A 22553-nucleotide genomic window follows, 5' to 3' on the forward strand; every position below is an offset into this window, starting at 1 on the left:
GGCTCAGCCCGCGAGCGGGCCGATGCGGTACAGCAGCTCGGGCTCGTGCCCGTCCGGGAAGTGCTCGCCGTGGAACAGCACGCCGCGGTCGACGCCGGCGCCGTGGCGGCGCGCGTACGAGCGGAAGAGCTGGTCGGAGGCGGAGTTGTCCGGCGTGATGGTCGTTTCGAGGCGGCGTATGCCGCGGTCCGCCAGCGCCCGCTCGGTCAGCCCGTCGAGGAGCGCGCCGGCCAGACCGCGGCCGCGGAACGCGGCGTCCACGGCGATCTGCCACACGACGAGGGTCTCCGGCCGCGCGGGCCGGATATAGCCGGTGACGAAGCCGACCGGGGCGCCGTCCGAGTCCCGTGCCACGACGCTGGTGTCGGCGAAGTCGCGACACCAGAGGAGGTAGCTGTACGACGAGTTGAGGTCCAGCGAACCGGAGTCGCGTGCGATGCGCCAGATTGCGGCGCCGTCCTCGATTCGCGGGGTGTCCAGCCGGACACCGGCCTCGTCTGCAGCCGCCGTGCGGGGTTTATCGGGGGGGCCTGCTAGGTCTGCTTGTGCGGCAGTCATGCAGATTGAATTTACCTAGGGGAAATTGAAATCGCACGGCCGATAGGGGTTACAAAAGGGACGTAGCTGTGTTATCCGCGGGCACGCGCGAGCGCGCGAACCGAAGGGGATATGCCCCGATATATCATTGAATTCCCGGGGTGACTGGGCACCTAAGCCGGAAATGTAACGTATTGATAACGACTCCGGCCGCTGTCCGGATTGAGAAGGTTGACTGGCCGAAAAATTACCTGGTTTATCCGACCGGGAAGCGGGCAGAAGAAGACGGGAAAATCACTTCGCGGAGGCGACGATAAACTGCCGTTAAACATACGTCAATGCCTCACCCCCCGTGTTCGTTCCTTCGCGTGAAGGCGGCTGTGGTACGCCCGGGAGATCGCCGCGGCCGGCCGTTGGCTAAGGTGCCCCGCATGAGCGAGAGCCCGGTGCTGCGCGTGAGGGGCCGGGTGCTGACCGGCCGCGAGGAAGTCCGCGACGAGCTGTGGGTGGTGGGCGGGCGCGTCACCTTCACGCCACCCGCCGCCGCCCGTGAGGTCGTCGACATCGAGGGCTGGGCGCTGCCCGGGCTCGTCGACGCCCACTGCCACGTCGGGCTCGACGCGCACGGCGCGGTGGACGACGCCACCAGCGAGAAGCAGGCCCGCACCGAGCGCGAGGCCGGAGCCCTGCTGCTGCGCGACGCGGGCTCCGCCGCCGACACCCGGTGGATCGACGACCGCGACGACCTGCCGCGGCTCGTCCGCGCCGGCCGCCACATCGCCCGTACCCGCCGCTACATCCGCAACTACGCCCACGAGATCGAGCCGGACGACCTCGTCGCGTACGTCGCCCGCGAGGCGCGCAGGGGCGACGGCTGGGTCAAGCTCGTCGGCGACTGGATCGACCGCGAGGCCGGCGACCTCACCCCCTGCTGGCCGCGCGAGGCGCTGGCCCCCGCGATCGCCGAGGCGCACCGCCACGGCGCCCGCGTGACCGCCCACTGCTTCGCCGAGGACTCGCTGCGTGACCTGGTCGAGGCGGGCATCGACTGCATCGAGCACGCCACGGGCCTCACCGAGGAGACCGTGCCGCTCTTCGCCGAGCGCGGCGTCGCCATCGTGCCCACGCTCGTCAACATCGCGACGTTCCCGGAGCTGGCGGCGGGCGGTCAGGCCAAGTTCCCGCGCTGGGCGGACCACATGCGCCGGCTGCACGACCGCCGGTACGCCACCGTGCGCGCCGCCTACGAAGCCGGCATCCCCGTCTACGCGGGCACCGACGCCGGCGGCTCGCTGGCGCACGGCCTGGTCGGGCAGGAGGTGGGCGAACTGGTCGCCGCCGGGATCCCGGTCGCGGACGCCGTCTCGGCGGCGGCGTGGGGCGCGCGGGAGTGGCTCGGGCGGCCGGGTCTGGAGGAGGGCGCGCCCGCGGATCTCGTGGTGTACGAGGCCGATCCGCTGGCCGACGTACGGGTGTTGACGGCGCCGCGGCGGATCGTCCTGCGGGGCCGGGTCGTCGGCTGAGCACCCGCTGAGAGCAGAGGAGCGGGGGGTGCGGGGCGACTTCCGTGAACTGATTCCCCCGAAGGGGTGAACGAGCGCAGAGTGTCCGTCGCGTCACCCTGAGTGCGTAAGCATGGCGGGGCAGTTGACGATCCGACGTACGAAAACCCGTGGGGGGTTTGTTCCTTGTCCCGTTTGTCCTGCCTGTTTCGCATGCCCGCGACCGCCGTCACGGCGGCCGCGCTGACCGTCGGCCCCGCCCTGTTCCTCGCCGCACCCGGGCACGCCGACGATGCCGACGGCGGCGCTCCGGCCCGTACGGGCTCGGCGGGCGCCTCCGTGCTCCGCGCCGACCTCGACGTCTCCCTGCTCGACAAGACCGTGCAGGTGCCGGTGCTTTCCACGCTCAACGAGGTCCGCGTGCCCGCCGCGGGCCGGGACTCGGGCGCCGCGGACAAGACCGCGCTCGACGTCCGGGTCGACGGCCTCGCGGCCTCCGAGGGCGACGAACACCCGGAAGGACCTCGGGCGGTGAACATCGCGCGCGCCGAAGTCGCCACCGCGGACGCCACCGTGGACGCGGACGGCGCCGAGGCGTCGTCGAACCTCGCCCGCGCGGAGGTGCACGTCCCCGGGCTGCCTGCGCTCTCGCTCATCAAGGTCGAGGAGGTGACGTCGAAGGCCGTCTGCGCGGTGGGGGAGAAGCCGAAGGCGGAGTCCCACACCCTCGGCTCCGTCACGGTCCTGGGCAAGCGCGTCACGGTCACCGTGGGCGGCGAGCCCACGGTGGTCGCGGTGCCGGGTGTCGGAGAGGTGTCGCTCGGGTTCTCGCAGACGGAGACCACGAAGTCGACGGCCAGTGCCGCGGCGCTGCGGCTGCGGGTGTCGGTGAACCCGCTGAAGCTGAACGTCGCCGAGGTGGAGGGCGAGGTGACGCTGGTCGAGGCGGCGTGCGAGACGCCGGCCGGCGGCGGTACGGACCCGGCGGAAGAGCCTGGCGAGCGCCCGCAGGGCGACGCCGAGCCGGTCCAGGACGAGCGGCCCGCCGACGCCACTGACCCCGCCCCCGAGCAGCAACTCGCCGAAACGGGCGGCAGCTCGACGACCCCCTACCTGGTCGGCGGCGCCGCCCTGCTCGTCGGCCTCGGCCTGAGCGGCCTGGTGCTGGCCCGCCTGCGCGCCAGGTCCTGAGCCCCGCCCGTACCGGTGCGTGCACGGCCTCCGCGCGCTACCGGTACGGGCGGTCCGGGGGCGCCCGCCGGCGTCGGCGGGACCGCTGAAGGGGACACCCATCCGCTTCGGCCGCCGCGACCGCGGGCGCCCTGGCGCGTACCACGAGGTTGAAGAAGTCACCGGCCGCGGCGGGCACCACGCCTCTCGAACGCGGCCGCAGCGTGCCCCCGTCAGCCCGTCAGCCCGTCAGCCCGTCAGCCCGTCAGCCCGTCAGCCCGTCAGCCCGTCGGCGCGCCGGGCGGCAGGAACGGCAGGTCGCCGGGCGCGCCCGACTCGATCAGGCGCAGCAGGGCCTTGGTGTCCGCGTGCTCCTCGATCAGGTCGCCCAGCCTCTCCAACTGCTCCTCCCGCAGGCCCGCGAAGGACGTGTCGGGCGCCGGTACGAACGCCCGGCCCGCGTCCGCCGCCACCTGCCGCAGGAACGCCCGCCGGAAGCCGTCGTTCTCCAGGGCGCCGTGCCAGTGCGTCCCCCACACCTGACCCACCCGGCACCCGGCGAGGAACGGCTCCCCGCCCCGTACGTCCGCCACCCCGTGGTGGATCTCGTACCCGTCCACCGGCTCGCCCAGCGCCGTGCCCGCCGGCCGGCCCAGCGTCTTGCGGGCGGCGAACTCCACCCGTACCGGCAGCAGTCCCAGCCCGGCCACCGACTGCGCGGGCCGCGCCTCCACACCCTCCGCGTCGCCGATCCGCTCCGCCAGCATCTGGAACCCGCCGCAGATGCCCAGCACCGGCCGCCCCTGCGCCGCCCGGCGCGCCACCGCCGCGTCCAGGCCCCGCTCCCGCAGCCACGCGAGCGCCCGTATCGTGCCCCGCGTCCCCGGCAGCACCACCAGGTCCGCCTCCGCCAGTTCCTCCGGCCGGTCGGTGAACTGCACCGCGACGCCCGGCTCCGCGGCCAGCGCGTCCACGTCGGTGAAGTTCGACATCAGCGGCACCGGCACCACCGCGACCCGCAGCACCTCCGCCCCGTGCGGCGGCTCGGCGGGCAGCTCGCGTATCAGGCCGCGCAGCGAGAGCCGCAGCCCGTCCTCCTCGTCGATGCCCAGCCCGTGCCGGTACGGCAGCACCCCCAGGGTCTGCCGCCCGGTCAGCCCGCGCAGCATCGACAGCCCCGGCTCCAGCAGGGAGACGTCACCGCGGAACTTGTTCACCAGATAGCCCGCGACCAGGCCCTGGTCCGCCGCGCTCAGCAGCGCGGTGGTGCCGAAGAACGACGCGAAGACCCCGCCCCTGTCGATGTCCCCGACGACCACGACGGGCAGCCGCGCCGCCCGCGCCAGGCCCATGTTGACGATGTCGCTGTGCCGCAGGTTGATCTCCGCCGGGCTGCCCGCGCCCTCGCAGATCACCACGTCGTACGCGCGCCGCAGCTCGTCCAGGCAGTCCGTGACCGTGTCGAACAGCGCCCGCTGCCGCTCCCCGTGGTAACCGGCCGCGCTCAGCTCCGCCACCGGCCGGCCGAGCACCACGACCTGGCTGCGCGCCTCGCCGCCGGGCTTCAGCAGCACCGGGTTCATCAGCGCGCTGGGCTCGGTGCGGGCGGCCGCCGCCTGCATGGCCTGGGCCCGCCCGATCTCGGCGCCCTCGCGCGTCACGTACGAGTTGAGCGACATGTTCTGCGCCTTGAACGGCGCGACGGAGACGCCGCGCCGGGCCAGCCACCGGCAGATGCCGGCGGTGACCACGCTCTTGCCCGCGTCCGACGTCGTGCCGGCGACCAGCAGGCCGCCGGCACGCGCCGTCACTTGACGATCAGATAGATCCCGTACGCCACGGCTGCTGCACACAGCGTGAAGCATACGTACGCACCCGTCCTGGCCAGGGCGGAGGGTGCCGTCTCGGTCGCCGCGGCGCCCTCGGGGCCGTCGGGATCCGTCTTCGGGGAGAGGCCGACGATGCCCACCGTGAAGAGGCCCACGAGCGCCACCGTCATGACGAGGCTGACGCCGAAGACCTCGCCGAGTGCTGCCCAGTCGATGTCCATGCTGCTTCCTTGGTCTCAGTCGGGATCGGCCGTCAGACCGTGGCCTGGGAGGCGGGGCCCGACGCGGTCCGCGGCGCGGGTATGCTCACCGGCTCCACGGCGCCGTCCGCGCCGCCGTCGCCGGCCGCGGCCGGCTGTCCGGTCACCGGGTCCACGTCGTTGACGTTGGAGTGGTCGACCCGGTCGCGGCGCGAGGCCGCCCAGATCGTCGCGCTGGCGGCGACGCCCAGGATGGCGACCGTCACCACGCCCCAGTCGCCCCGGTCCGCGAGGAACGCCGAGGCCCCCGCGATCAGCCCCGCGGCCGGCAGGGTGAGCCCCCACGCGGCGACCATCCGCCCGGCGGTGCTCCAGCGCACCACGCCGCCCTTCTTGCCCACGCCGGAGCCCATGATCGAGCCGGAGCAGACCTGGGTGGTGGACAGGGCGAAGCCGAGGTGCGAGGAGGCGAGGATCACCGTGGCCGAGCTGGTCTGGGCGGAGAAGCCCTGCGGCGGCTGGATGTCGGTGAGGCCCTTGCCCATGGTGCGGATGATGCGCCAGCCGCCGAGGTACGTGCCGAGCGCGATGGCCAGGGCGGCGGAGACGATGACCCAGGTGGGCGGGTCGGAGTTGGGGGCCAGCGAGCCGCCGGTGATCAGGGCCAGGGTGATGACGCCCATCGTCTTCTGGGCGTCGTTGGTGCCGTGCGCGAGGGAGACGAGCGCGCCGGAGGTGATCTGGCCGGCGCGGTAGCCCTTCGCGGTCTGGCCCGCGGAGCGGCGGCCGGCCAGCCGGTACGTCAGCCGGGTCGCGGCGGCGGCGGCGATGCCCGCGACCAGCGGCGCGGCGATGGCGGGGATGAGGACCTTCATGACGATGGCGTCCATGTGCACGCCGTTCCAGCCGACGGAGACGAGGGTCGCGCCGATCAGTCCGCCGAAGAGGGCGTGCGAGGAGCTGGAGGGCAGCCCGGCGAGCCAGGTCAGCAGGTTCCAGACGATCGCACCCACCAGCCCCGCGAAGATCACTTCGGGCTGGATGCCGGACCCTTCGTCGATGATGCCGCCGGAGATGGTCTTGGCGACTTCCACGGAGAGGAAGGCGCCGACGAGGTTGAGGACTGCGCTCATCGCCACCGCGGTCTTGGGCTTGAGCGCCCCGGTGGAGATGGTGGTGGCCATGGCGTTGGCGGTGTCGTGGAACCCGTTCGTGAAGTCGAACACCAGGGCGGTGACTACGACGACTCCGATGATGAGAGTGAAGTGTTCCATGTACCCAAGCAATCCGCTCGAAGGTCGGGGGCCGTGAGGAACGTAAGTACTCCGAGTGAACACAAGGTGAACTGGGCCGGACGTGACGGTGACGAGGGCGAATGGGTGTCGCAATGTCTCCGGCCGAATGCTTCATGCGCAGGTCATAGGGAGGATACAGATGCGTCACGCGTGGCGTGAGCTGCTGGCGATCGCCCGGCGGATGTACTCCGAAGGGCTGGTCGTCGGAACCTCGGGCAACGTCTCCGCACGGGTGGGTGACCATGTGCTCATCACCCCGACCGGCGTTCCCTACGAGGAGTTGGGCGACGACGACCTCGTCGCCGTCGACCTGCGGGGGCGGCAGACGCACGGCTCGCTCAAGCCGACGAGCGAGCTGCCCATGCACCTCGCGGTCTACGGGAACACCGACGCGAGCGCCGTCGTGCACACCCACGCGGTGCACGCGACGGCCGTCTCCACGCTGGTGCCGGAACTGCCCACCGTCCACTACGCCACCGCGGCCCTCGGCGGCCCGGTGCGCGTCGCCCCGTACGCGCTCTACGGGACGCCCGAGCTGGCCGCAGGCATGCTGACGGCGCTCGCCGGGCGGTCCGCCTGCCTGCTGCAGAACCACGGCACCGTCGCCTACGGCGCCGGCCTCGCGCAGGCTTACGACAGGACCGCGCACCTCGAATGGATGTGCCGGGTGTGGCTGGCCGCGCGCTCGGTACCGGGGCTGAGCCCGTCGCTGCTGTCGGCCGAACAGCTCGGGGAGGTGGCGGAGAAGCTGAAGGGCTACGGCCAGGGGTGAGCCGGCGCCCGTGACCCGGGCGGGTGCGCGCACTGGCAGCGGCCGGTCCGTACCCGGACAATGGCCGGGATGCGTATCAAACCGGCCGCAGCGGCCCTGACCAGCCTCCTCGCCGCCGGAGTCGGCGCGGGGGCCGCCGCCGTGGCCGCCGGGCGGTACGGCTCCCGCGCCGCCCTGCGGCCCGCCCCCGCGGGTCCCGTCGGCTTCGACGGGCCCCGGCTGCGGGTGGTGGCCGCGGCCGGCGGGCAGGTCACCCTCGCCCCCGGCTCGCCGCCCGCCCTGCGCCCCGAGACGTACGGGCTGACGGGCCGGGACGTGCACGCCGTCGTCGGCCCGCTGGTGCGCGCCGAGTCTTGGCCGGGCGGCCGGCTCGTGCGCCGGCTGGAGCGCGTCACGCACGGCACCCTGGACGCGGGCACGCGGGTGCGGCTGACGCCGAAGGTGTACGTGGGCACGCCGCGCTCGGCGCTGGGCATCGCGTACCAGGAGGTCACCGTCGCGGGCCCGCTGGGCGCGCTGCCCGCGTGGTACGTGCCGGGCACCCGCGGCACCTGGGTCATCGCCGCCCACGGCATCGGCGACACCCGCGAACAGGCCCTGACCGCCCTGCCGTTGCTGCACGAGCTGGGCCTGCCGGTCCTCGCCCCCGCCTTCCGCGGCGACCCCGGCGCCCCGCCCGTGCCCGGCGGCCGCGGCTCCCTCGGCCGCACCGAGTGGCCCGACCTCGACGCGGCGCTCCACTGGGCGGTGCGCCACGGCGCGCGGCGCGCGGTGCTCTACGGCTGGTCGACCGGCGCCACCATGGCGCTGCGCACGGCCGCGGAGTCCGCGGCGGCCTACGGCATCGCGGGGCTGGTGCTGGACTCGCCGGTGCTCGACTGGCGCGCCGCGGTACGTGCCCTCTCCGGCCGCTCCGGCGCCCCCGGGCGCCTCCCGCTGCCCGGGCGGCTGCGAGGTCTCGCGGTGCTGGCGGCCGGGGAGCACCCGGAGCTGGACACCCCCCTCGCCGTGCCGGAGGCACCGGCGCTGGTGCTCCAGGGCCAGGCCGACGACATCGCCCCGCTCGCCGCGGCGCGGGAGTTCGCGGCCCGCGGCGGCGACCGGATGCTGATCCGCGAGGTCCCCGACGGGCGGCACGCGGCGCTGTGGAACGCCACCCCGGCCGCGTACGAGGAGACCGTGCGCCGCTTCCTGACCCCCCTGCTCTAACGCCTGTCGTCCGGATCTCCGCCGGGTTCGCGACAAGATCCGCGGGACGGGCCGCAGCCCCGTTTACCGCCCGCCGCCGAGCCCCCCCGCGGGCCACCCCGACGGCCCCTCGCCAACCCCGGATTGGGCTTTCTCCGCCCCACCGGCGAGACTTGGTGCGTGATGGCGCACAGTTCGCACCACCCGCCGCTCCGCCTCGTCCCCAGGCAGCCCCGTCGCGAGATGGCCGCCGCAGCCCGCCGGGCCGTCGTCGACCGGGCCCTTCGCCCGGCGCCGCGGCCCCCGGAGGGCATCGCCGCGCCCCGGGTGCTCGCCGGCCACGCCCGCACCCTGCTCGCCGAGGCGGTGCGGGTCGCCAGGTGGGCCGAGGGGCGGCCACAGCCGTGGACGGAGGCACCGCAGGCCGAGTGGGACCGGGCCAGGCTCGCGGGCCTGGTCGAGGTGCAGGGCGCGTACGCCCGCCCCGCCTGGCGGCTGCGGGCCTGGGACCGCGACGAGCGCGCGGTGCTCCGCGGCTGGGTCGCGCTCTTCGACGCCTGGTCGCTGGCGCACCCCGCGCCCGAGCCGCTGGCCGTCGACTCCGTCGCCCTCGGCGACGCCATCGAGGCCATGCCGCAGATGCTCGCCCTGCTCCACCTCACCGGCGGCCCCGTCCGCGTCCCCGTCCTGCTCGACCTCCTCGGCCAGCGCGTCGCCGAACTGCGCACCGAGCGCTGCGAGGTCGCGTACGGCAGCGAGGGCACCCCCGTGCCGGGCCAGGCGGCCGAGCCGGCGGCGGCGGAGGTGCCGGACGAGGAGCTGCCGGCGCTGCTGTCCGGGCTGCTGGACTGGGCGCTGGAGGCGTTCGCCTCCGTGGGGGCGCTGACCCGGGAGGGCCCCGAGGTGTCGCTGACGCCGCTGGGCCACTGGGCCGTGTGGATGAAGATCGAGCAGATCTGCATCGCCGCCCAGGGCCCCGAGGGCCACATCGAGAAGCCCGCGGAGGCGATGCTGCGCAGTTGCGCGGGGCTGACGCCCGGCCCGGCCCGCGCCGAGTACCGCGCGTGGCTGGCGGCGCGCCCCTCGGGCAGCGCGGTCGCCGAGCTGCTGGAGGTGGCGCGGGGCGACGACGCGCTGCTGCGCGGGCTGGCGTTCGAGGCGCTGCGCGCGGTCGGCGCGGCCGCGGAGAGTGCGGTGCGCGGGGCGTGCGACGAGCCGATGCTGCGGCCGTACGCGCTGCTGTGGCTGGCCGAGCAGGAGGGCGGCGACGCGGACGAGGCGCTGGGCGCGCTGACCCGCGAGGAGGCGACCTGGCTGTGGGTCGACACCGCTGCCGCGGTCGCCGACCACGGCGAGGGCAGCCTGCTGGTACGGCACCTGGAGTCCGCGGTGCAGGGCAGCGTGCCCGCGCTGCTGGCGGAGGTGGGTGGCGCGGGCCATCCCCGTACGGTCCAGGTGCTGGTGGCGCTGGCCGCCGCGCACCCCGACCCGGCGGTGGCCAAGGCCGTGCGCCGGGCCGCCTTCCGGGTGCACACCGGCGGGGCGTGAGCGGGGCGGGCGCGGGTCAGCGGGGGGCGGGCGCGTACGTGCCGAAGCTCCAGATGTTGCCCTCGTGGTCGCGCGCCATGTAGTCCCGCGCCCCGTAGTCCTGGTCGGTCGGCGGCATGAGGATCTCCACGCCGTGCTCCACGGCCTGCCGGTGGTGCGCGTCGACGTCGTCCACCGCCACGTACACCCCGCTGGGGCCCGCGTCGCCCATCGCCGCGTCGAAGACGCCGCCCCTGCCCTTCGAGCCGAGCATCACCATCCCGTTGCCCTGGGCCAGCTCCGCGTGCGCCACCGTGCCGTCCTCGGCCTCGTACACCGCGACTTCGCGGAAGCCGAGCCCTTCCGTCAGCAGCCGGATCGCGGCTTTGGCGTCGCGGTAGACCAGCGTGGGGAAGACGGTCGGGGTGTGCTCGCTGCGGGGCATGCGGATCACGTCCTCTCGGGGGCTCTACGCGCAGTCTGGCACCGGCCACTGACACCGGCAGCCCGGCCGCGCTCCCACGGCCGGCCGCCGGGTCCGGCGCGCCGAACGGGTTGCGGCCCCCGATACACTGGGCGCATGGCAACTCTCCACGTGCATTAGACGGCGTAGCCCCGCACTCCGCTGTCCCTGCCGTCTTCCGTCCTGCCCTGGAGAACTTCCGTGATCACCGCCACCGGCCTGGAGCTGCGCGCCGGCGCCCGCATCCTCCTCGAATCCGCCACCTTCCGCATCGCCAAGGGCGACCGCATCGGCCTCGTCGGGCGCAACGGCGCCGGCAAGACCACCCTCACCAAGGTCCTGGCAGGCGAGGGCCAGCCCGCCGCAGGCACCGTCGCCCGCGGCAGCACCGTCGGCTATCTGCCGCAGGACCCGCGCACCGGCGACCTCGACGTGCTCGCCCGCGACCGCATCCTGGCGGCCCGCGGCCTGGACGCCGTCATCCGCAAGATGCGCGAGGACGAGCAGCGGATGTCCGGCGGCAAGGGCGCCACCCGCGAGAAGGCCATGCGGCGCTACGAGCGCATGGAGACCGAGTTCCTCACCAAGGGCGGGTACGCCGCCGAGGCCGAGGCCGCGACCATCGCCGCCAGCCTCGGGCTGCCCGAGCGGGTCATGAGCCAGCCGCTCCACACCCTCTCCGGCGGCCAGCGCCGGCGCGTGGAGCTGGCCAGGATCCTCTTCTCCGACTCCGAGATCCTGCTGCTGGACGAGCCGACGAACCACCTCGACGCCGACTCCGTGATCTGGCTGCGGGACTATCTGAAGACGTACCACGGCGGCTTCGTCGTCATCTCCCACGACGTCCAGCTCGTCGAGACCGTCGTCAACAAGGTCTTCTACCTCGACGCCAACCGCGCCCGCATCGACGCGTACAACATGGGCTGGAAGCTCTACCTCGCCCAGCGCGAGGCGGACGAGAAGCGCCGCCGCCGCGAGCGCGCCAACGCCGAGAAGAAAGCCGCCGCCCTCAACGCCCAGGCCGACAAGATGCGCGCCAAGGCGACCAAGGCCACCGCCGCGCAGAACATGGCCCGCCGCGCCGAGCGGCTGCTCTCCGGGCTCGACGAGCAGCGGCAGGCCGACAAGGTCGCGCGGCTGCGGTTCCCCGACCCGGCCCCGTGCGGCAAGACGCCGCTGACCGCCGAGGGCCTGTCCAAGTCGTACGGGTCGCTGGAGGTCTTCACCGACGTCGACCTCGCCGTCGACAAGGGCTCCCGCGTCGTCATCCTCGGCCTCAACGGCGCCGGGAAGACCACGCTGCTGCGGCTGCTGGCCGGCGTCGAGAAGCCCGACACCGGCGGGGTCACCCCCGGCCACGGCCTCAAGCTCGGCTACTACGCGCAGGAGCACGAGACCCTCGACCCGGACCGCTCGGTGCTGGAGAACATGGCCTCGGCCGCGCCCGACATGGACGCCGTCGAGATGCGCAAGGTGCTCGGCTCGTTCCTCTTCTCCGGCGACGACGTCGACAAGCCCGCCCGCGTGCTCTCCGGCGGCGAGAAGACCCGGCTCGCGCTGGCGACCCTCGTCGTCTCCTCCGCCAACGTGCTGCTGCTCGACGAGCCGACCAACAACCTCGACCCGGCCAGCCGCGAGGAGATCCTCGGCGCGCTGCGCACCTTCACCGGCGCCGTCGTCCTCGTCACCCACGACGAGGGGGCGGTGGACGCGCTGGAGCCGGAGCGCATCATCCTGCTGCCGGACGGCGTCGAGGACCTGTGGAACGCGGACTACGCAGACCTGGTAGCGCTTGCTTGATCACCCCCGTCTGGATCATTCGGCCCACGGGTGATCCATCATCTGAGTGAGTGGTGCTCGTACCGCGGCGTGGTGCCTGGTCACCGGGCGTGCGGTGCCGACTACGCGCGCCGTCGCCGCGGCCCCGCCCCGGCACTGCCCCCTGACCTGCCTAATCACTCCGTGCCGCGGTCCCGGCCGGTCCGCGGGCGGGCTCGGAACACCGGGTTCCGACGGTCTCCGAGAGGAACTGGGGAGAAAACCTCGTGCCGCGGACCTTGCCGAACGGGTGGCCAGGAGGCCATAAAGGGGTGATCATGAGAGTCCAGAGCGCACTTCCGTACGAGGAGGCACGGGTGGCCGAGACTCTGAAGAAGGGCAGCCGGGTTACCGGCGCCGCGCGCGAAAAGCTCGCGGCTGACCTGAAGAAGAAGTACGACTCCGGTGCGAGTATCCGGGCGCTGGCCGAAGAAACCGGTCGCTCCTATGGATTCGTGCACCGGATGCTCAGCGAATCCGGCGTGACCCTGCGCGGTCGCGGCGGCGCGACGCGAGGCAAGAAAGCGTCGTCCTGACGGGACCGCCGCGGCGGCCCTGACGGGCATCCCGGACCCCGCACAGGCACCCGGCCGGTCCGCCGGACCGGCCGGGTGGTTACTGTTCGGTATATGACAGAGCTGCTGCACAGAGACGGCGTACGGCTCGCCCTGGACGGCGAGGACGGCACGCTGGCCACGGTGACCCTCGACCACCCCGCCCGGCGTAACGCGCAGTCGCCCGCCCTGTGGCGGGCGCTCGCCGCCGCCGGGCGTGAACTCCCCGGCAGCGTCCGCGTGGTGGTGCTGCGCGCCGAGGGCAAATCGTTCTCCGCCGGACTCGACCGGCAGGCATTCACTCCCGAAGGCTTTGCGGACGAGCCGTCATTCCCCGAGCTCGCCCGCTATTCCGACGGCGACCTCGACGCGGTCATCGCCGAATACCAGGAGGCGTTCACCTGGTGGCGGCGGAATGACATCGTTTCCCTCGCGGCGGTGCAGGGACATGCGATTGGCGCGGGTTTTCAGCTTGCCCTCGCCTGCGACCTCCGGGTGTGCGCGGACGACGCGCAGTTCGCGATGCGGGAGACCTCGCTCGGCTTGGTGCCCGATCTCACCGGAACCGGCCCGCTGGTGCAACTCGTCGGATATGCGCGGGCGTTGGAGATGTGCGTCACGGGGCGCTTCGTGCACGCCGAGGAGGCCGAGCGGGTGGGCCTGGCGAACCTCGTGGTCCCGGCGGCGGAGTTGGGCGCGGCGACCGCGGACCTGGCGGCGGCGCTGCTGGCGGCGCCGCGGGACGCGGTGATCGAGACGAAGGCGCTGCTGCGGGGGGCTGCGGGCCGGTCGTACGAGGACCAGCGGGCGGCGGAACGCGCGGCGCAGGCCCGCAGGCTGCGGGACCTCGCGGGGGTCGGGGAGTAGGGCCGCCGCGGGCGGGCCCGGGCCGGGCGCGACGGGGACGGCCGCCTGGCGGTTACCGGATGTCGGTGACGAGGACCGTGACGGCCGCGGCCTCGGTCCCGGCGCGTACGGCACGGGCCACGTCGAGCGCGCGGTGCGCGGAGTCGAGGACCACGCGTACCTCGGCGTGGTCGCCGTCGGGGAGGACGTCGGAGCCGAGCAACCCGGGCACGTCCGGTGCGGCGTGGCCCGGGCGGGCCGTCTCCCGGGCGGGCGGGGGATCGCCCGGCGGGCCGCCGGGGGCGGGCTCTGCGGCGTTCTGCGGGGTTTCCAGCAGACCCGCCACGTGGACGTCCACCGCGGCGACGCGCAGCCCCAGGCCCTCCTCCGCGCCCCGCAGCAGGGCCTCCCGCAGGGCCGCCGCGGTGGTGGTCATCGGCCGCTCCACGCCGGCGTCGCACTGCACCGAGATCCGCAACTCCCCGTACGGCAGCGCGCTCACGGGCGCGGGCCCCACGGCGCGGGCTCCGCCGAGGGCGCGGGGCCCGAGGTACCGCACCTCGGCCCCGGCGCCGGTCCGCCCGCAGGCCGCCTCCGGATCCACGGCATCGCCGGGGTCCGCCGGCCCCACCCGCAGGCCCGTCACCCGCGCCTCGCGCACTCCCGCCGCCGCGCGGCGCAGCACGCCGGCCGCCGCGCGCTCGGCGATCCACGTGCCGTCCGCGGCGGCGCCCAGCGGCAGCAGCCTGCCGAGCCCCACCTGCTCGCGCACCGCCCGCTCCCAGTTCCCCGCCGTCATGCGCCCCATCCTCCCCGACCGGGACACCTCTCCGCCCGGCACCGCCCGGCCACCCGTTCGCGGACCTGCGTGGGCCGGGTGTCGCATTCCCCTGGCCCGGCCCGGGCAGGGGACGGATAGTGGGGGGCGAAACGAGCGCACGCCACGGTCGTCGGAAAGGGTGGAGACGGTGAGCAGCGAGTCGACGGTCAGCGGGGTTCCGCGGGAGCCGGCAGCGGTCCCGCCGAAGGTGCTGGGCACGCGGCGCGGCACCGGCGATCCGGCGACGCGGGGGCGGACGACGATCGCCGACGGCGTGGTCGAGAAGATCGCCGGCCTCGCCGCGCGCGACGTCGTCGGCGTGCACGCCATGGGCAGCGGCCTCGCCCGTACCACGGGCGCCGTACGGGACCGCGCGCCCGGCTCCACCCGGTCGGTGGCCGGGGTGCGGGCCGAGGTCGGCGAGGTGCAGACGGCCCTCGACCTGGAGATCGTCGTCGACTACGGGGTCTCCATCACCGAACTCGCCCGTGCCGTACGGGAGAATGTCATTTCGGCCGTCGAGCGGATGACCGGCCTCGAAGTGGTCGAGGTCAACATCGCGGTGACCGACGTGAAGCTGCCCGACGACGAGGAAGAGGGGGCCGAGCAGCCGCGGCTGCAGTGACGGCGGGGCGGGGGACCCGCCCCGGGGAGCTTGGGGAAGGTGCGTGCGGATGAGCATGGCAGTGGTCGGCCTGATCGCCGGGATGGCGCTGGGCTTCGCCGGCTACTTCGGCGGGTTCGGCGCCTTCCTGCTGGTGGCGGCGCTGGGCGCGATCGGGTTCGTCGTCGGCAGGGTGCTGGACGGCGACCTGGAGCCGGGCGACTTCTTCCGCAGGCCGGGCGAGCGCGACGACCGGCGGCGGTGACCGGGTGGCGTCGGCGACAAGCGAACACGCGGAAGAGGCGGGGCAGCCAGGAGACGCCGGCGGCGAGCCCGCCGTGCCGGCGGAGGAGCGCGGCGCCACCCGGATCGAGGACCGCGTCATCGCGAAGATCGCCTCCCAGGCGGCCCGCGAGGCGCTCCTGGGCGCGCCAGGCACCGACGCCGCGCACGCCGCCGTCGTCGTACGCGGCGACACCGCCCGCGTCCGCGTCGGCGTCCACCTGGGGTTCCCGTCCGACCTCGGCGCCCAGTGCTGCGCCGTGAGTCGGGCGGTCACCGAGCGGGTAAGGGCTCTGGTCGGGCTGGAGGTCCCGGAGGTGGCCGTGGAGGTCGAGCGGCTGCACGCCACGGAGCGGCCGAACGCGCCGCGGGGGAGGGTGCGATGAGCGGCGACGAGGCGAAGTCCCGGCCGGCCGGCGGCTCGGCCGGCACTGCGGCCGCCGAGCCGGACGAGTGGCGGCAGAGCACGTCGGCCTCCGGGTACGCGGCCGGTCCTGACGGCGCGAGCGCCGACGCGGCGGCCCGCTTCTGGTCCGTACGCCGCGTGCCGGCCGCGCTCACCGCCGCCGCGGTCACCGTGGGCATCGGGCTGCTGCTCTACGACGTCGTCGCCGTCCGCGCGGAACGCCCCGGGATGCGCTGGCGCCGCCGCGTCGCCGACGAACTGGCCGCCCGCCCGCTCGACGACGCCTGGGTGCTCACCGCCGCCGCCCTGGCCGTGCTGCTCGGCGCCTGGCTGGTGCTGCTGGCCGTCACGCCGGGGCTGCGCGGCGTGCTGCCGATGCGGCACGCCTCGCCGGACCTGCGGGCCGGGCTGGACCGGCGGGCCGCGTCCGTCGTGCTGCGCGACCGGGCGATGCAGATCTCGGGCGTGCGGTCGGTACGGGTCTCGGTGGGCCGCCGCCGCGTCAGCGCCCGCGCCGAGTCCCACTTCCGCGAGCTGGACGACGTACGCGCCGATCTCGCCGCGGTCCTCGGCGACGGCATCCGCGAACTCGGCCTCGCCCGCAGGCCCGAGCTGTCCGTCCACGTACGCCGGCCGCCGGCGAAGGGGTGAGCGCGATGCTGCGTGTGGTCAACCGGATCCTGCTCGCCGTCACCGGCCTCCTCGTCGCCGGTGCCGGGATCGCCGTGCTCTTCGCCGGGCTCGACCTGCCGCGGCCCGGCTTCGCGCCGTACGCCGGCGGCTCCGGCGACGTGCTGCTGAGCCGGGACACCCGGATGCGGTGGCGGGACGACGGCTGGTGGTGGCCGACGGTGGTCGGCGGTCTCTCGCTGCTCGTGCTCTGCTGCGGCTGGTGGCTCGTCGCCCAGTTGCGCCGGGCCCGTCTCGGCGAGGTCGTCGTCGACACGGGCGGCGCGCTCGCGCCCGGCGTGCCGGGCGCGTCCGGTGCGGACCGCGAGGAGAAGGGCGACTGGGCCTCCGCCACCGACCCGGACGCCGGGGGTGCGGAGTCGGAGGGCCCCGGCACGCTCACGCTGCCGGCCGCCCCGCAGGCCCTGCTGCGCGGTTCCGCGCTGGAGGAGGTGCTGGCGGAGGAGGCCGGTGCGCTGGAGGGGGTGGAACGGGCCCGGGTGACCCTCACGGGCCGGCGCACGGCGCCGCGCGCCAGCTTCGGTGTGCTGCTGGGCCCCGGCGCGCATCCCGCGGCGGCCGTGGACCACATCGAGGAGCGGGCGCTCGCCCCGGCCCGCGCGTCGGTGGGCCTGGCGCGGCTGCCCGCGGAGATCAGGTTCCGCCCGGCCAAGCACCGCCCGGAGCGCGTCTCGTGACGGCGGGGGCGGGCGCGGGCCCGTAGGTCCTATCCGTGCCGGACCGCGGCCGGCGCGCGGTGCGCCCGGTCCGTGCCGGCGGTCCGGCTCGTACGGCGCACGCGCGACCGGCCCCGGGGCTCCGCGCCCGTCCCGCTCGCGGCTAACCGGCGTAAGCGGCCGGAGTCCGTGCCCGTACGTGCTCTCCGTCCGGCCATCGCGCTCAGATGCTCCGCCGCATGCCGCCGTCGATCGGCAGCATGATCCCGGTCAGGTACGACGCCGCGGGCGACAGCAGGAACGCCGCCGTCCGGCCGAACTCCTCCGGGGTGCCGTAGCGGCCCAGCGGGATCTTCGCCTCCATCCGGGCCCGCGCCGCCGCCGCGTCGCCGGACAGCGCGTCCAGCTCGCGGGCCCGGTCCGTGTCGATCCGGGCCGGCAGCAGCCCCACGACCCGCACGCCGCGGGGCCCGAGGTCGTCGGCGAGCGACTTGGCGTACCCGGCGAGGCCCGGGCGCAGCCCGTTGGAGATGGTGAGCCCGGGAATCGGCTCGTGGACGGAGCCGGAGAGCACGAAGCCGATGACCCCGCCCTCCGCCAGCTCGCCCGCGGCCGTCCTGGCCATCCGCATCGCACCGAGGAAGACGGAGCCGAACGCCGTCTCCCACTCGGCGTCGGTGTTGGCGGTGGCATTGCCCGCCGGCGGGCCGCCGACGCTGATGAGCACGCCGTCGAAGCGGCCGAAGCGCTCCCGGGCGGCGGCGATGAGCCGGTCAGGGGTGCCGGGTTCCGCGTTGTCTGCGGCGACGCCGACAGCCGACTCGCCGAGCGCGGCGGCGGCACTCGCCACGCGGTCCTTGTCGCGGCCGCTGAGCACCACCTTCGCGCCCTCGGCGAGCAGTTGCTCGGCGACGGCGAGACCGAGCCCGCGCGAGCCCCCGGTCACGACGTAGGCGCGGTCGTTGAGTCCAAGATCCATGGGGGTCAGTCTGCCGCCATCTGCTCGGCGGGCGCCAGGGATGGGGCGGGGTCGTCGTCCGCGGCGCGCCGCGCCGGGGCGTCCGCTCTCTGCCCGGCCCCGTCGGCCGGGGCCCCGCCGGGCGCTTCCGCGCCCTTCGCGGGCTCCGCCGCGGCCGCCGTCTCTTCCCCGGCCGCCTTCGCCGCCGCGGCCTCGCGGTCGCGGCGCTCACGGCGTACGAGAACCCACCAGCCGAACGGCACCGCCGCCGCGAAGATCCACCACTGGATCGCGTACGCGATGTGCACCCCGATGCTGCTGTGGTCCGGCTCGGTGACCGGCTCCGGCTGCTTGCCCGCGGCCTTCGGCGAGGTGCCGACCAGCTCGACGAACCCGCCGAGGACCGGCCCCGGCAGGCCGTCCGCGGCCTCGTCGGCGCTGTTGATCAGCATCACCTGGCGGTCCGGCAGGCCGGCCTTGTCGCGGATGCCGCTGCCCGTCGTCTCGTCGGGGCGCAGCCGGCCGGTGACGGTGACCTCGCCTTCGGGCGGCGGCGGCACCTTGGGGAACGTGGTGAGATCGGCGCCCGCGGGCACCCAGCCGCGGTTGACGAGGACCGCGGAGCCGTCGGTGAGACGGAGCGGGGTGACGACGAAGTAGCCCTGCTTGTCGTCGGTGCCGAGCCGCTGCCGTACGACGACCTCCCGCTCCTGCTCGTACGCGCCGGTGGCCGTGACCGTGCGCCAGGTGTCCTCGCGCGGCACCGTGCGGCCCTCGCGCATGAGCCGGTCCACCGGGACCGGCTCGGCCTTGAGGTTGCGGGCGACGAGGCCGTTGCGCGCGACCCGGTCCTCGTGGCGGTGGAACTGCCAGAAGCCGAGCTGGATCATCACGGGGATGAGCAGGACGGCCACCAGGGTGACGATCACCCACTGCCGGGACAACAGGAAGCGGTACACCCCTTGACCGTACTCCCCGGCCCACCGCCGTCCGACGGGACCCCGCTAGCCTGCCCCGCCGTCCCCGCCGGGCAGTGCGTCCGCCGGCTCCACGTCCCGCATCAGGTGGAGGAAGGCGGCCTCGTCGATCACCGGGGTGCCGTGCGCCGCGGCCCGCGTCACCTTGCCCGTCGGTGCCCCCGGATCGTTGGTGACCAGCAGGCTCGTGTAGCGCGAGACGCTGCCCGCGACGTGCAGCCCGGCCTCGACGGCCCGGTCCTCCAGCAGGCTGCGGTCCACCGAGGTGTCGCCGGAGAAGGCCACGCGCATGCCCTGCTTGAGCCGGCCGCCGCGCACGTACCGCCCCGGGTTGGGGTACGGGGAGGCGGGCAGCCGGCGGTTGGGCCGCCAGGTGCGCCACTGGTACGCGCCGTGCCCGCCCGGCGAGCGGGTGCCGCCGGCGGGCGCCTGCTCCGCCCACTCCGTCAGCGGCTGGCAGGCCAGCAGCGGCAGCCGGGCACCGGCCTCGGCAGCCTGCCGCAGGCTGGGGCGGAAGATCTCGGCGAGGACGCGGGCGTCGTCCTCGGCGTCGTGGGCCTTGCGCTGGGCGACGCCGAAGTGGGCGGCCAGCGACGCCAGCCGGGCGTTGGGCAGCGGGAGCCGCAACTGCCGGGCGAGCGCGATGGTGCACAGCCGCCGGCGCACGGGAGCGGTGAGCCCGGCGCGGGCGTACTCGCGGGCGATCATCATCCAGTCGAAGACCGCGTTGTGCGCGACGAGCACCCGGCCCTCCAGCCGCGCGGTGAACTCCTCGGCGATCTCCGGGAAGAGCGGCGCGCCGGCGAGCATCTCGCGGGTCAGGCCGTGGATCCACACGGGTCCCGGATCGCGCTGCGGGTTGACCAGCGTGTACCAACTGTCCTGCACCGCGCCGTGGGCGTCGAGGCGGTAGACGGCGGCGGAGACGATGCGGTCGTCGGAGCGCAGCCCGGTGGTCTCGACGTCGACGACGGCGTACGCCTCGGGGTAGTCGGCGGGCCAGCCGTCTGCGGGCGCGGCGGGCGGGGGGATGCCGGGGTGCTGCCCGGCGCCGGGCGCGGTGCCCGCGTCGGCGGTCTCGCGGCCGGCGCTCCCCGGCTCCGCGGTACGCGCCGGGTCCGCGGACTCCGCGGGACCGGTCGGCGGAGGCAGCGGGAGAGCCGGCTGCGGCGCGACCGGATCCGCGCCCGGAAGCGGCTGCTGCCGCGCGACTTGACGGGGACTCAGGGGCGTCGCGCGGTCTTCGAGCATGGGTTCAGAGCATAGAGCCTGCCACCGACACGGCGGCGCGCGCGGGTGCCGCCTGAGCACCCGTCAGCGGTCAGTCCGCGGGCTGCCCGGCCACCGGGCCGCGCGGGGTGACCAGGCCCGTCTCGTAGGCGAGCACGACGAGTTGGGCCCGGTCGCGGGCGCCGAGCTTCGTCATCGCCCTGCTGACGTGCGTCTTTGCGGTGATCGGGCTGATGTGCAGCCGGGCGGCGATCTCCTCGTTGCTGAGGCCGCCGCCGACGAGCGTGACGACCTCGCGTTCGCGCCGGGTGAGCTCGCGCAGCGCGTCGTCCGCGTCGGGCACGCCGCCGGCGGGGCGGGACACGTACTCCTGGATCAGCTTGCGCGTCAGCGCGGGGGAGAGCAGCGCGTCGCCGCGGGCGGCGACCCGTACGCCGTGCAGCAGGTCCTCCGGCTCCATGTCCTTGACGAGGAACCCGGCCGCCCCGGCGCGCAGCGCGCCCCAGACGTACTCGTCCACGCCGTAGTTGGTGAGGATGACGACGTGCACGCCGGCCAGTTCGGGGTCCGCGGCGATCCTGCGGGTGGCCTCGATGCCGTCGAGCACCGGCATCTGCACGTCGACCAGCGCCACGTCGGGGCGGTGCCGGGCGGCGAGCCGCACCCCTTCTGCGCCGTCGGCGGCCTCGCCGACCACCTCGATGTCGTCCTCGGCGTCGAGCAGCGCCCGGAACCCGCCCCGGATGAGGGCCTGGTCGTCGACGAGCAGCACCCGGATCACGTGGCCGCCCCCGCGGGGCCGCCCGCCCGCGGCAGCGGCAGCTCGGCGCGTACCCGGAAGCCGCCCTCCGGCCGCGGCGCGGCGTGCAGCTCGCCGCCGAGCGCGGCGACCCGCTCGCGCATCCCCGTCAGCCCGATGCCCGGCTGCGGCGGTGCCCCGGGGTCGGCGGCGCCGTCGTCGTCGACCTGGACGACGACCCTGTCCGGCGCGTACGAGACGTGCACCCCCACCGCCGCCGCGGGCCCCGCGTGCCGCGCGACGTTCGTCAGCGACTCCTGCACGATCCGGTACGCCGCCCGGTCCACCTCCGCCGGCAGCACCGGCCGCTCGCCCGCGACCGCCACCGTCGCCGGCACCCCCGAGCCGCGGGCCCGCTCCACCAGCTCCGGCAGCCGTTCGAGCCCGACGCCCTCGGCGCCGCCGTCCGCGTTGCGCAGCACGTGCAGCGTGGAGCGCAGCTCGCGCGCGGCGTCGCCGCTGGCCTCCTGGATGGCGAGCAGCGCAGGCGGCGGCTCCTCGCCGCGCTTCTTCGACAGGTGCACGGCCACCCCGGCCTGCACTTTGATCACGGAGATGCTGTGGGTGAGGGTGTCGTGCAGCTCGCGGGCGATGCGCAGCCGCTCCTCGTCGGCGCTGCGCTGCGCGTTCTCCGCGGCCCGCTCCTCGGCCTGCGCCAGCATCGCCTCGTGCTGGATGCGCATGGCCGCGCCCATCGCGCACGCCACCACCCAGCCGAAGGTCAGGAACCGCTTCTCCAGCGCCGCGCGCAGCGCCACGTCGCCGAGCGGGAGCAGCGGCAGCGAGCCGAGGCTGACCGCGAGGGAGAGGAGGGCGGTGACGGCGAAGAAGCCGCGGTGCCCGCCGCGGATGGTGCGGTAGACGGCGACCAGCAGCGGCAGCACCGGGCTGCCGTCGGGGTAGCCGCGGAGCTGGTACGAGACCATGGCGAGCGCCGCGATCACCAGGACCGTCCGCGGGAAGCGGTGCCTGGCCACCAGCGCCACGCTGCCGACCAGGCCCAGCACCCAGGCGAGCGCGTCGAAGCCGGTGCGCCCGTCCGGCGCCAGCAGCATCGTGCCGACGCAGCCGAGCGCCACGACGGCGGCGAAGCCCGCGTCCTTGGCGTACGCGCGCGCATCGCGCGCCGTGTCCCGCCCGTCCTCGATCGCGTTCGCGAGGTAGCGGAACACCGTGTGCTCGCTGTTCGCGTCCGTCTGTGCCGCCGCCGTCATGCTCTGCACCGTAGCCAATCCGCGCCGGTCAGGCGTCCTCCGGGAGGTGCAGCGGACGCTGCTGCACAGGTTGCAGGCGGCGGGTCCGTACACCCCTGACCGCAGTGCGGGTAGCCACTCGCCGGACGATGACGGGCGGCGGTCCCGGGGCGGATCGTGGAGCCCGACGGCGGCCGGCCGTCGGACGGCCGGCACGCGCACGGCGGACGGGAGGCC

24 protein-coding genes are annotated in these 22553 nt (G+C 75.0%); 13 read left to right on the forward strand and 11 right to left on the reverse strand.

Translation table 11 applies throughout. The features are described from left to right. Positions 1-3: 3 nt before the first annotated feature. Positions 4-558, reverse strand: a complete 555-nt coding sequence (ectA, locus tag ACFYVJ_RS31615; protein WP_388898845.1) for a diaminobutyrate acetyltransferase — start codon at positions 556-558, stop codon at positions 4-6. A 410-nt stretch (positions 559-968) separates the two neighbouring features. Between ectA and ACFYVJ_RS31620 the strand changes: the two genes are divergently transcribed. Both ACFYVJ_RS31620 and ACFYVJ_RS31625 read left to right on the forward strand, forming a co-directional pair. Next, entirely contained in the window at positions 969-2060 is a 1092-nt protein-coding gene (locus tag ACFYVJ_RS31620) for an amidohydrolase family protein (RefSeq protein ID WP_388898847.1), read from the forward strand. Between the two features lie 192 nt (positions 2061-2252). Continuing rightward, entirely contained in the window at positions 2253-3230 is a 978-nt protein-coding gene (locus ACFYVJ_RS31625; RefSeq protein ID WP_388898850.1) for an SCO1860 family LAETG-anchored protein, read from the forward strand. Positions 3231-3490: 260 nt separating this feature from the next. Here the strand turns inward: ACFYVJ_RS31625 and ACFYVJ_RS31630 are convergent, their stop codons facing one another. The 3 genes from ACFYVJ_RS31630 to ACFYVJ_RS31640 are packed head-to-tail and all read right to left on the reverse strand — an operon-like array spanning position 3491 to position 6512. After that, the gene (locus ACFYVJ_RS31630) at positions 3491-5020 is read right to left on the reverse strand and encodes a cobyric acid synthase (RefSeq protein ID WP_388898852.1); all 1530 of its coding nucleotides are present in this window, start codon (positions 5018-5020) and stop codon (positions 3491-3493) included. Then, positions 5017-5259 (reverse strand): hypothetical protein, encoded by a 243-nt coding sequence (locus ACFYVJ_RS31635; RefSeq protein ID WP_388898855.1) that lies wholly within the window; start codon positions 5257-5259, stop codon positions 5017-5019. The genes ACFYVJ_RS31630 and ACFYVJ_RS31635 overlap by 4 nt, the downstream gene beginning before the upstream one ends. A gap of 32 nt (positions 5260-5291) precedes the next feature. Beyond that, complete coding sequence (locus tag ACFYVJ_RS31640) at positions 5292-6512, reverse strand: anion permease (RefSeq protein ID WP_388898858.1); 1221 nt, start codon at positions 6510-6512, stop codon at positions 5292-5294. A 160-nt stretch (positions 6513-6672) separates the two neighbouring features. Between ACFYVJ_RS31640 and ACFYVJ_RS31645 the strand changes: the two genes are divergently transcribed. The 3 genes from ACFYVJ_RS31645 to ACFYVJ_RS31655 all read left to right on the forward strand — a co-directional run bounded on the left by ACFYVJ_RS31645 (position 6673) and on the right by ACFYVJ_RS31655 (position 10041). Further along, complete coding sequence (locus ACFYVJ_RS31645; RefSeq protein WP_388898861.1) at positions 6673-7305, forward strand: class II aldolase/adducin family protein; 633 nt, start codon at positions 6673-6675, stop codon at positions 7303-7305. 69 nt (positions 7306-7374) lie between these two features. Then, entirely contained in the window at positions 7375-8514 is a 1140-nt protein-coding gene (locus tag ACFYVJ_RS31650) for an alpha/beta hydrolase family protein (RefSeq protein ID WP_388898864.1), read from the forward strand. A 222-nt stretch (positions 8515-8736) separates the two neighbouring features. Then, the gene (locus ACFYVJ_RS31655; RefSeq protein WP_388898867.1) at positions 8737-10041 is read left to right on the forward strand and encodes a hypothetical protein; all 1305 of its coding nucleotides are present in this window, start codon (positions 8737-8739) and stop codon (positions 10039-10041) included. Positions 10042-10057: 16 nt separating this feature from the next. On the opposite strand, the gene ACFYVJ_RS31660 is transcribed toward ACFYVJ_RS31655, so the two are convergent. After that, a complete protein-coding gene (locus ACFYVJ_RS31660) occupies positions 10058-10465 on the reverse strand; it encodes a VOC family protein (protein WP_388898870.1) in 408 nt (135 codons plus the stop codon). 219 nt (positions 10466-10684) lie between these two features. Between ACFYVJ_RS31660 and ACFYVJ_RS31665 the strand changes: the two genes are divergently transcribed. The 3 genes from ACFYVJ_RS31665 to ACFYVJ_RS31675 all read left to right on the forward strand — a co-directional run bounded on the left by ACFYVJ_RS31665 (position 10685) and on the right by ACFYVJ_RS31675 (position 13722). Further along, positions 10685-12283 carry an ABC-F family ATP-binding cassette domain-containing protein gene (locus ACFYVJ_RS31665; RefSeq protein ID WP_388898873.1) on the forward strand — a complete coding sequence of 533 codons (1599 nt, stop codon included), beginning with the start codon at positions 10685-10687 and terminating at the stop codon, positions 12281-12283. A 335-nt stretch (positions 12284-12618) separates the two neighbouring features. After that, positions 12619-12837: a helix-turn-helix domain-containing protein gene (locus ACFYVJ_RS31670; protein ID WP_026276177.1), complete on the forward strand. Its 219-nt coding sequence runs from the start codon at positions 12619-12621 to the stop codon at positions 12835-12837. Positions 12838-12930: 93 nt separating this feature from the next. After that, the gene (locus ACFYVJ_RS31675) at positions 12931-13722 is read left to right on the forward strand and encodes an enoyl-CoA hydratase/isomerase family protein (RefSeq protein ID WP_388898876.1); all 792 of its coding nucleotides are present in this window, start codon (positions 12931-12933) and stop codon (positions 13720-13722) included. A gap of 52 nt (positions 13723-13774) precedes the next feature. On the opposite strand, the gene ACFYVJ_RS31680 is transcribed toward ACFYVJ_RS31675, so the two are convergent. Further along, positions 13775-14500, reverse strand: a complete 726-nt coding sequence (locus ACFYVJ_RS31680; RefSeq protein WP_388898878.1) for a hypothetical protein — start codon at positions 14498-14500, stop codon at positions 13775-13777. A gap of 229 nt (positions 14501-14729) precedes the next feature. Here ACFYVJ_RS31680 and ACFYVJ_RS31685 point away from each other — a divergent pair, with 229 nt between their 5' ends. The 5 genes from ACFYVJ_RS31685 to ACFYVJ_RS31705 are packed head-to-tail and all read left to right on the forward strand — an operon-like array spanning position 14730 to position 17180. Further along, positions 14730-15146, forward strand: a complete 417-nt coding sequence (locus ACFYVJ_RS31685) for an Asp23/Gls24 family envelope stress response protein (RefSeq protein WP_234380831.1) — start codon at positions 14730-14732, stop codon at positions 15144-15146. A gap of 49 nt (positions 15147-15195) precedes the next feature. Next, positions 15196-15390 carry a hypothetical protein gene (locus tag ACFYVJ_RS31690; RefSeq protein WP_018835772.1) on the forward strand — a complete coding sequence of 65 codons (195 nt, stop codon included), beginning with the start codon at positions 15196-15198 and terminating at the stop codon, positions 15388-15390. 4 nt (positions 15391-15394) lie between these two features. Beyond that, a complete protein-coding gene (locus tag ACFYVJ_RS31695) occupies positions 15395-15793 on the forward strand; it encodes a hypothetical protein (protein WP_388898881.1) in 399 nt (132 codons plus the stop codon). Continuing rightward, complete coding sequence (locus ACFYVJ_RS31700) at positions 15790-16464, forward strand: DUF6286 domain-containing protein (protein ID WP_388898884.1); 675 nt, start codon at positions 15790-15792, stop codon at positions 16462-16464. Before ACFYVJ_RS31695 ends, ACFYVJ_RS31700 begins: the two co-directional genes overlap by 4 nt. A gap of 5 nt (positions 16465-16469) precedes the next feature. Next, complete coding sequence (locus tag ACFYVJ_RS31705; protein WP_388898887.1) at positions 16470-17180, forward strand: hypothetical protein; 711 nt, start codon at positions 16470-16472, stop codon at positions 17178-17180. A 202-nt stretch (positions 17181-17382) separates the two neighbouring features. On the opposite strand, the gene ACFYVJ_RS31710 is transcribed toward ACFYVJ_RS31705, so the two are convergent. The 5 genes from ACFYVJ_RS31710 to ACFYVJ_RS31730 form a co-directional block, all read right to left on the reverse strand. Continuing rightward, a complete protein-coding gene (locus ACFYVJ_RS31710; protein ID WP_388898890.1) occupies positions 17383-18138 on the reverse strand; it encodes an SDR family oxidoreductase in 756 nt (251 codons plus the stop codon). Positions 18139-18143: 5 nt separating this feature from the next. Then, the gene (locus ACFYVJ_RS31715; RefSeq protein WP_388898892.1) at positions 18144-19076 is read right to left on the reverse strand and encodes an SURF1 family protein; all 933 of its coding nucleotides are present in this window, start codon (positions 19074-19076) and stop codon (positions 18144-18146) included. A 45-nt stretch (positions 19077-19121) separates the two neighbouring features. Continuing rightward, the gene (locus tag ACFYVJ_RS31720; protein WP_388898894.1) at positions 19122-20345 is read right to left on the reverse strand and encodes a DEDDh family exonuclease; all 1224 of its coding nucleotides are present in this window, start codon (positions 20343-20345) and stop codon (positions 19122-19124) included. A 70-nt stretch (positions 20346-20415) separates the two neighbouring features. Beyond that, positions 20416-21105 (reverse strand): response regulator, encoded by a 690-nt coding sequence (locus tag ACFYVJ_RS31725; protein WP_388898897.1) that lies wholly within the window; start codon positions 21103-21105, stop codon positions 20416-20418. Beyond that, entirely contained in the window at positions 21102-22337 is a 1236-nt protein-coding gene (locus ACFYVJ_RS31730; protein WP_388898900.1) for a sensor histidine kinase, read from the reverse strand. Before ACFYVJ_RS31730 ends, ACFYVJ_RS31725 begins: the two co-directional genes overlap by 4 nt. Positions 22338-22553 lie beyond the last annotated feature (216 nt).

The sequence above is a fragment of the Streptomyces sp. NPDC004134 genome, from assembly GCF_042874195.1.
GTDB lineage: Bacteria > Actinomycetota > Actinomycetes > Streptomycetales > Streptomycetaceae > Streptomyces.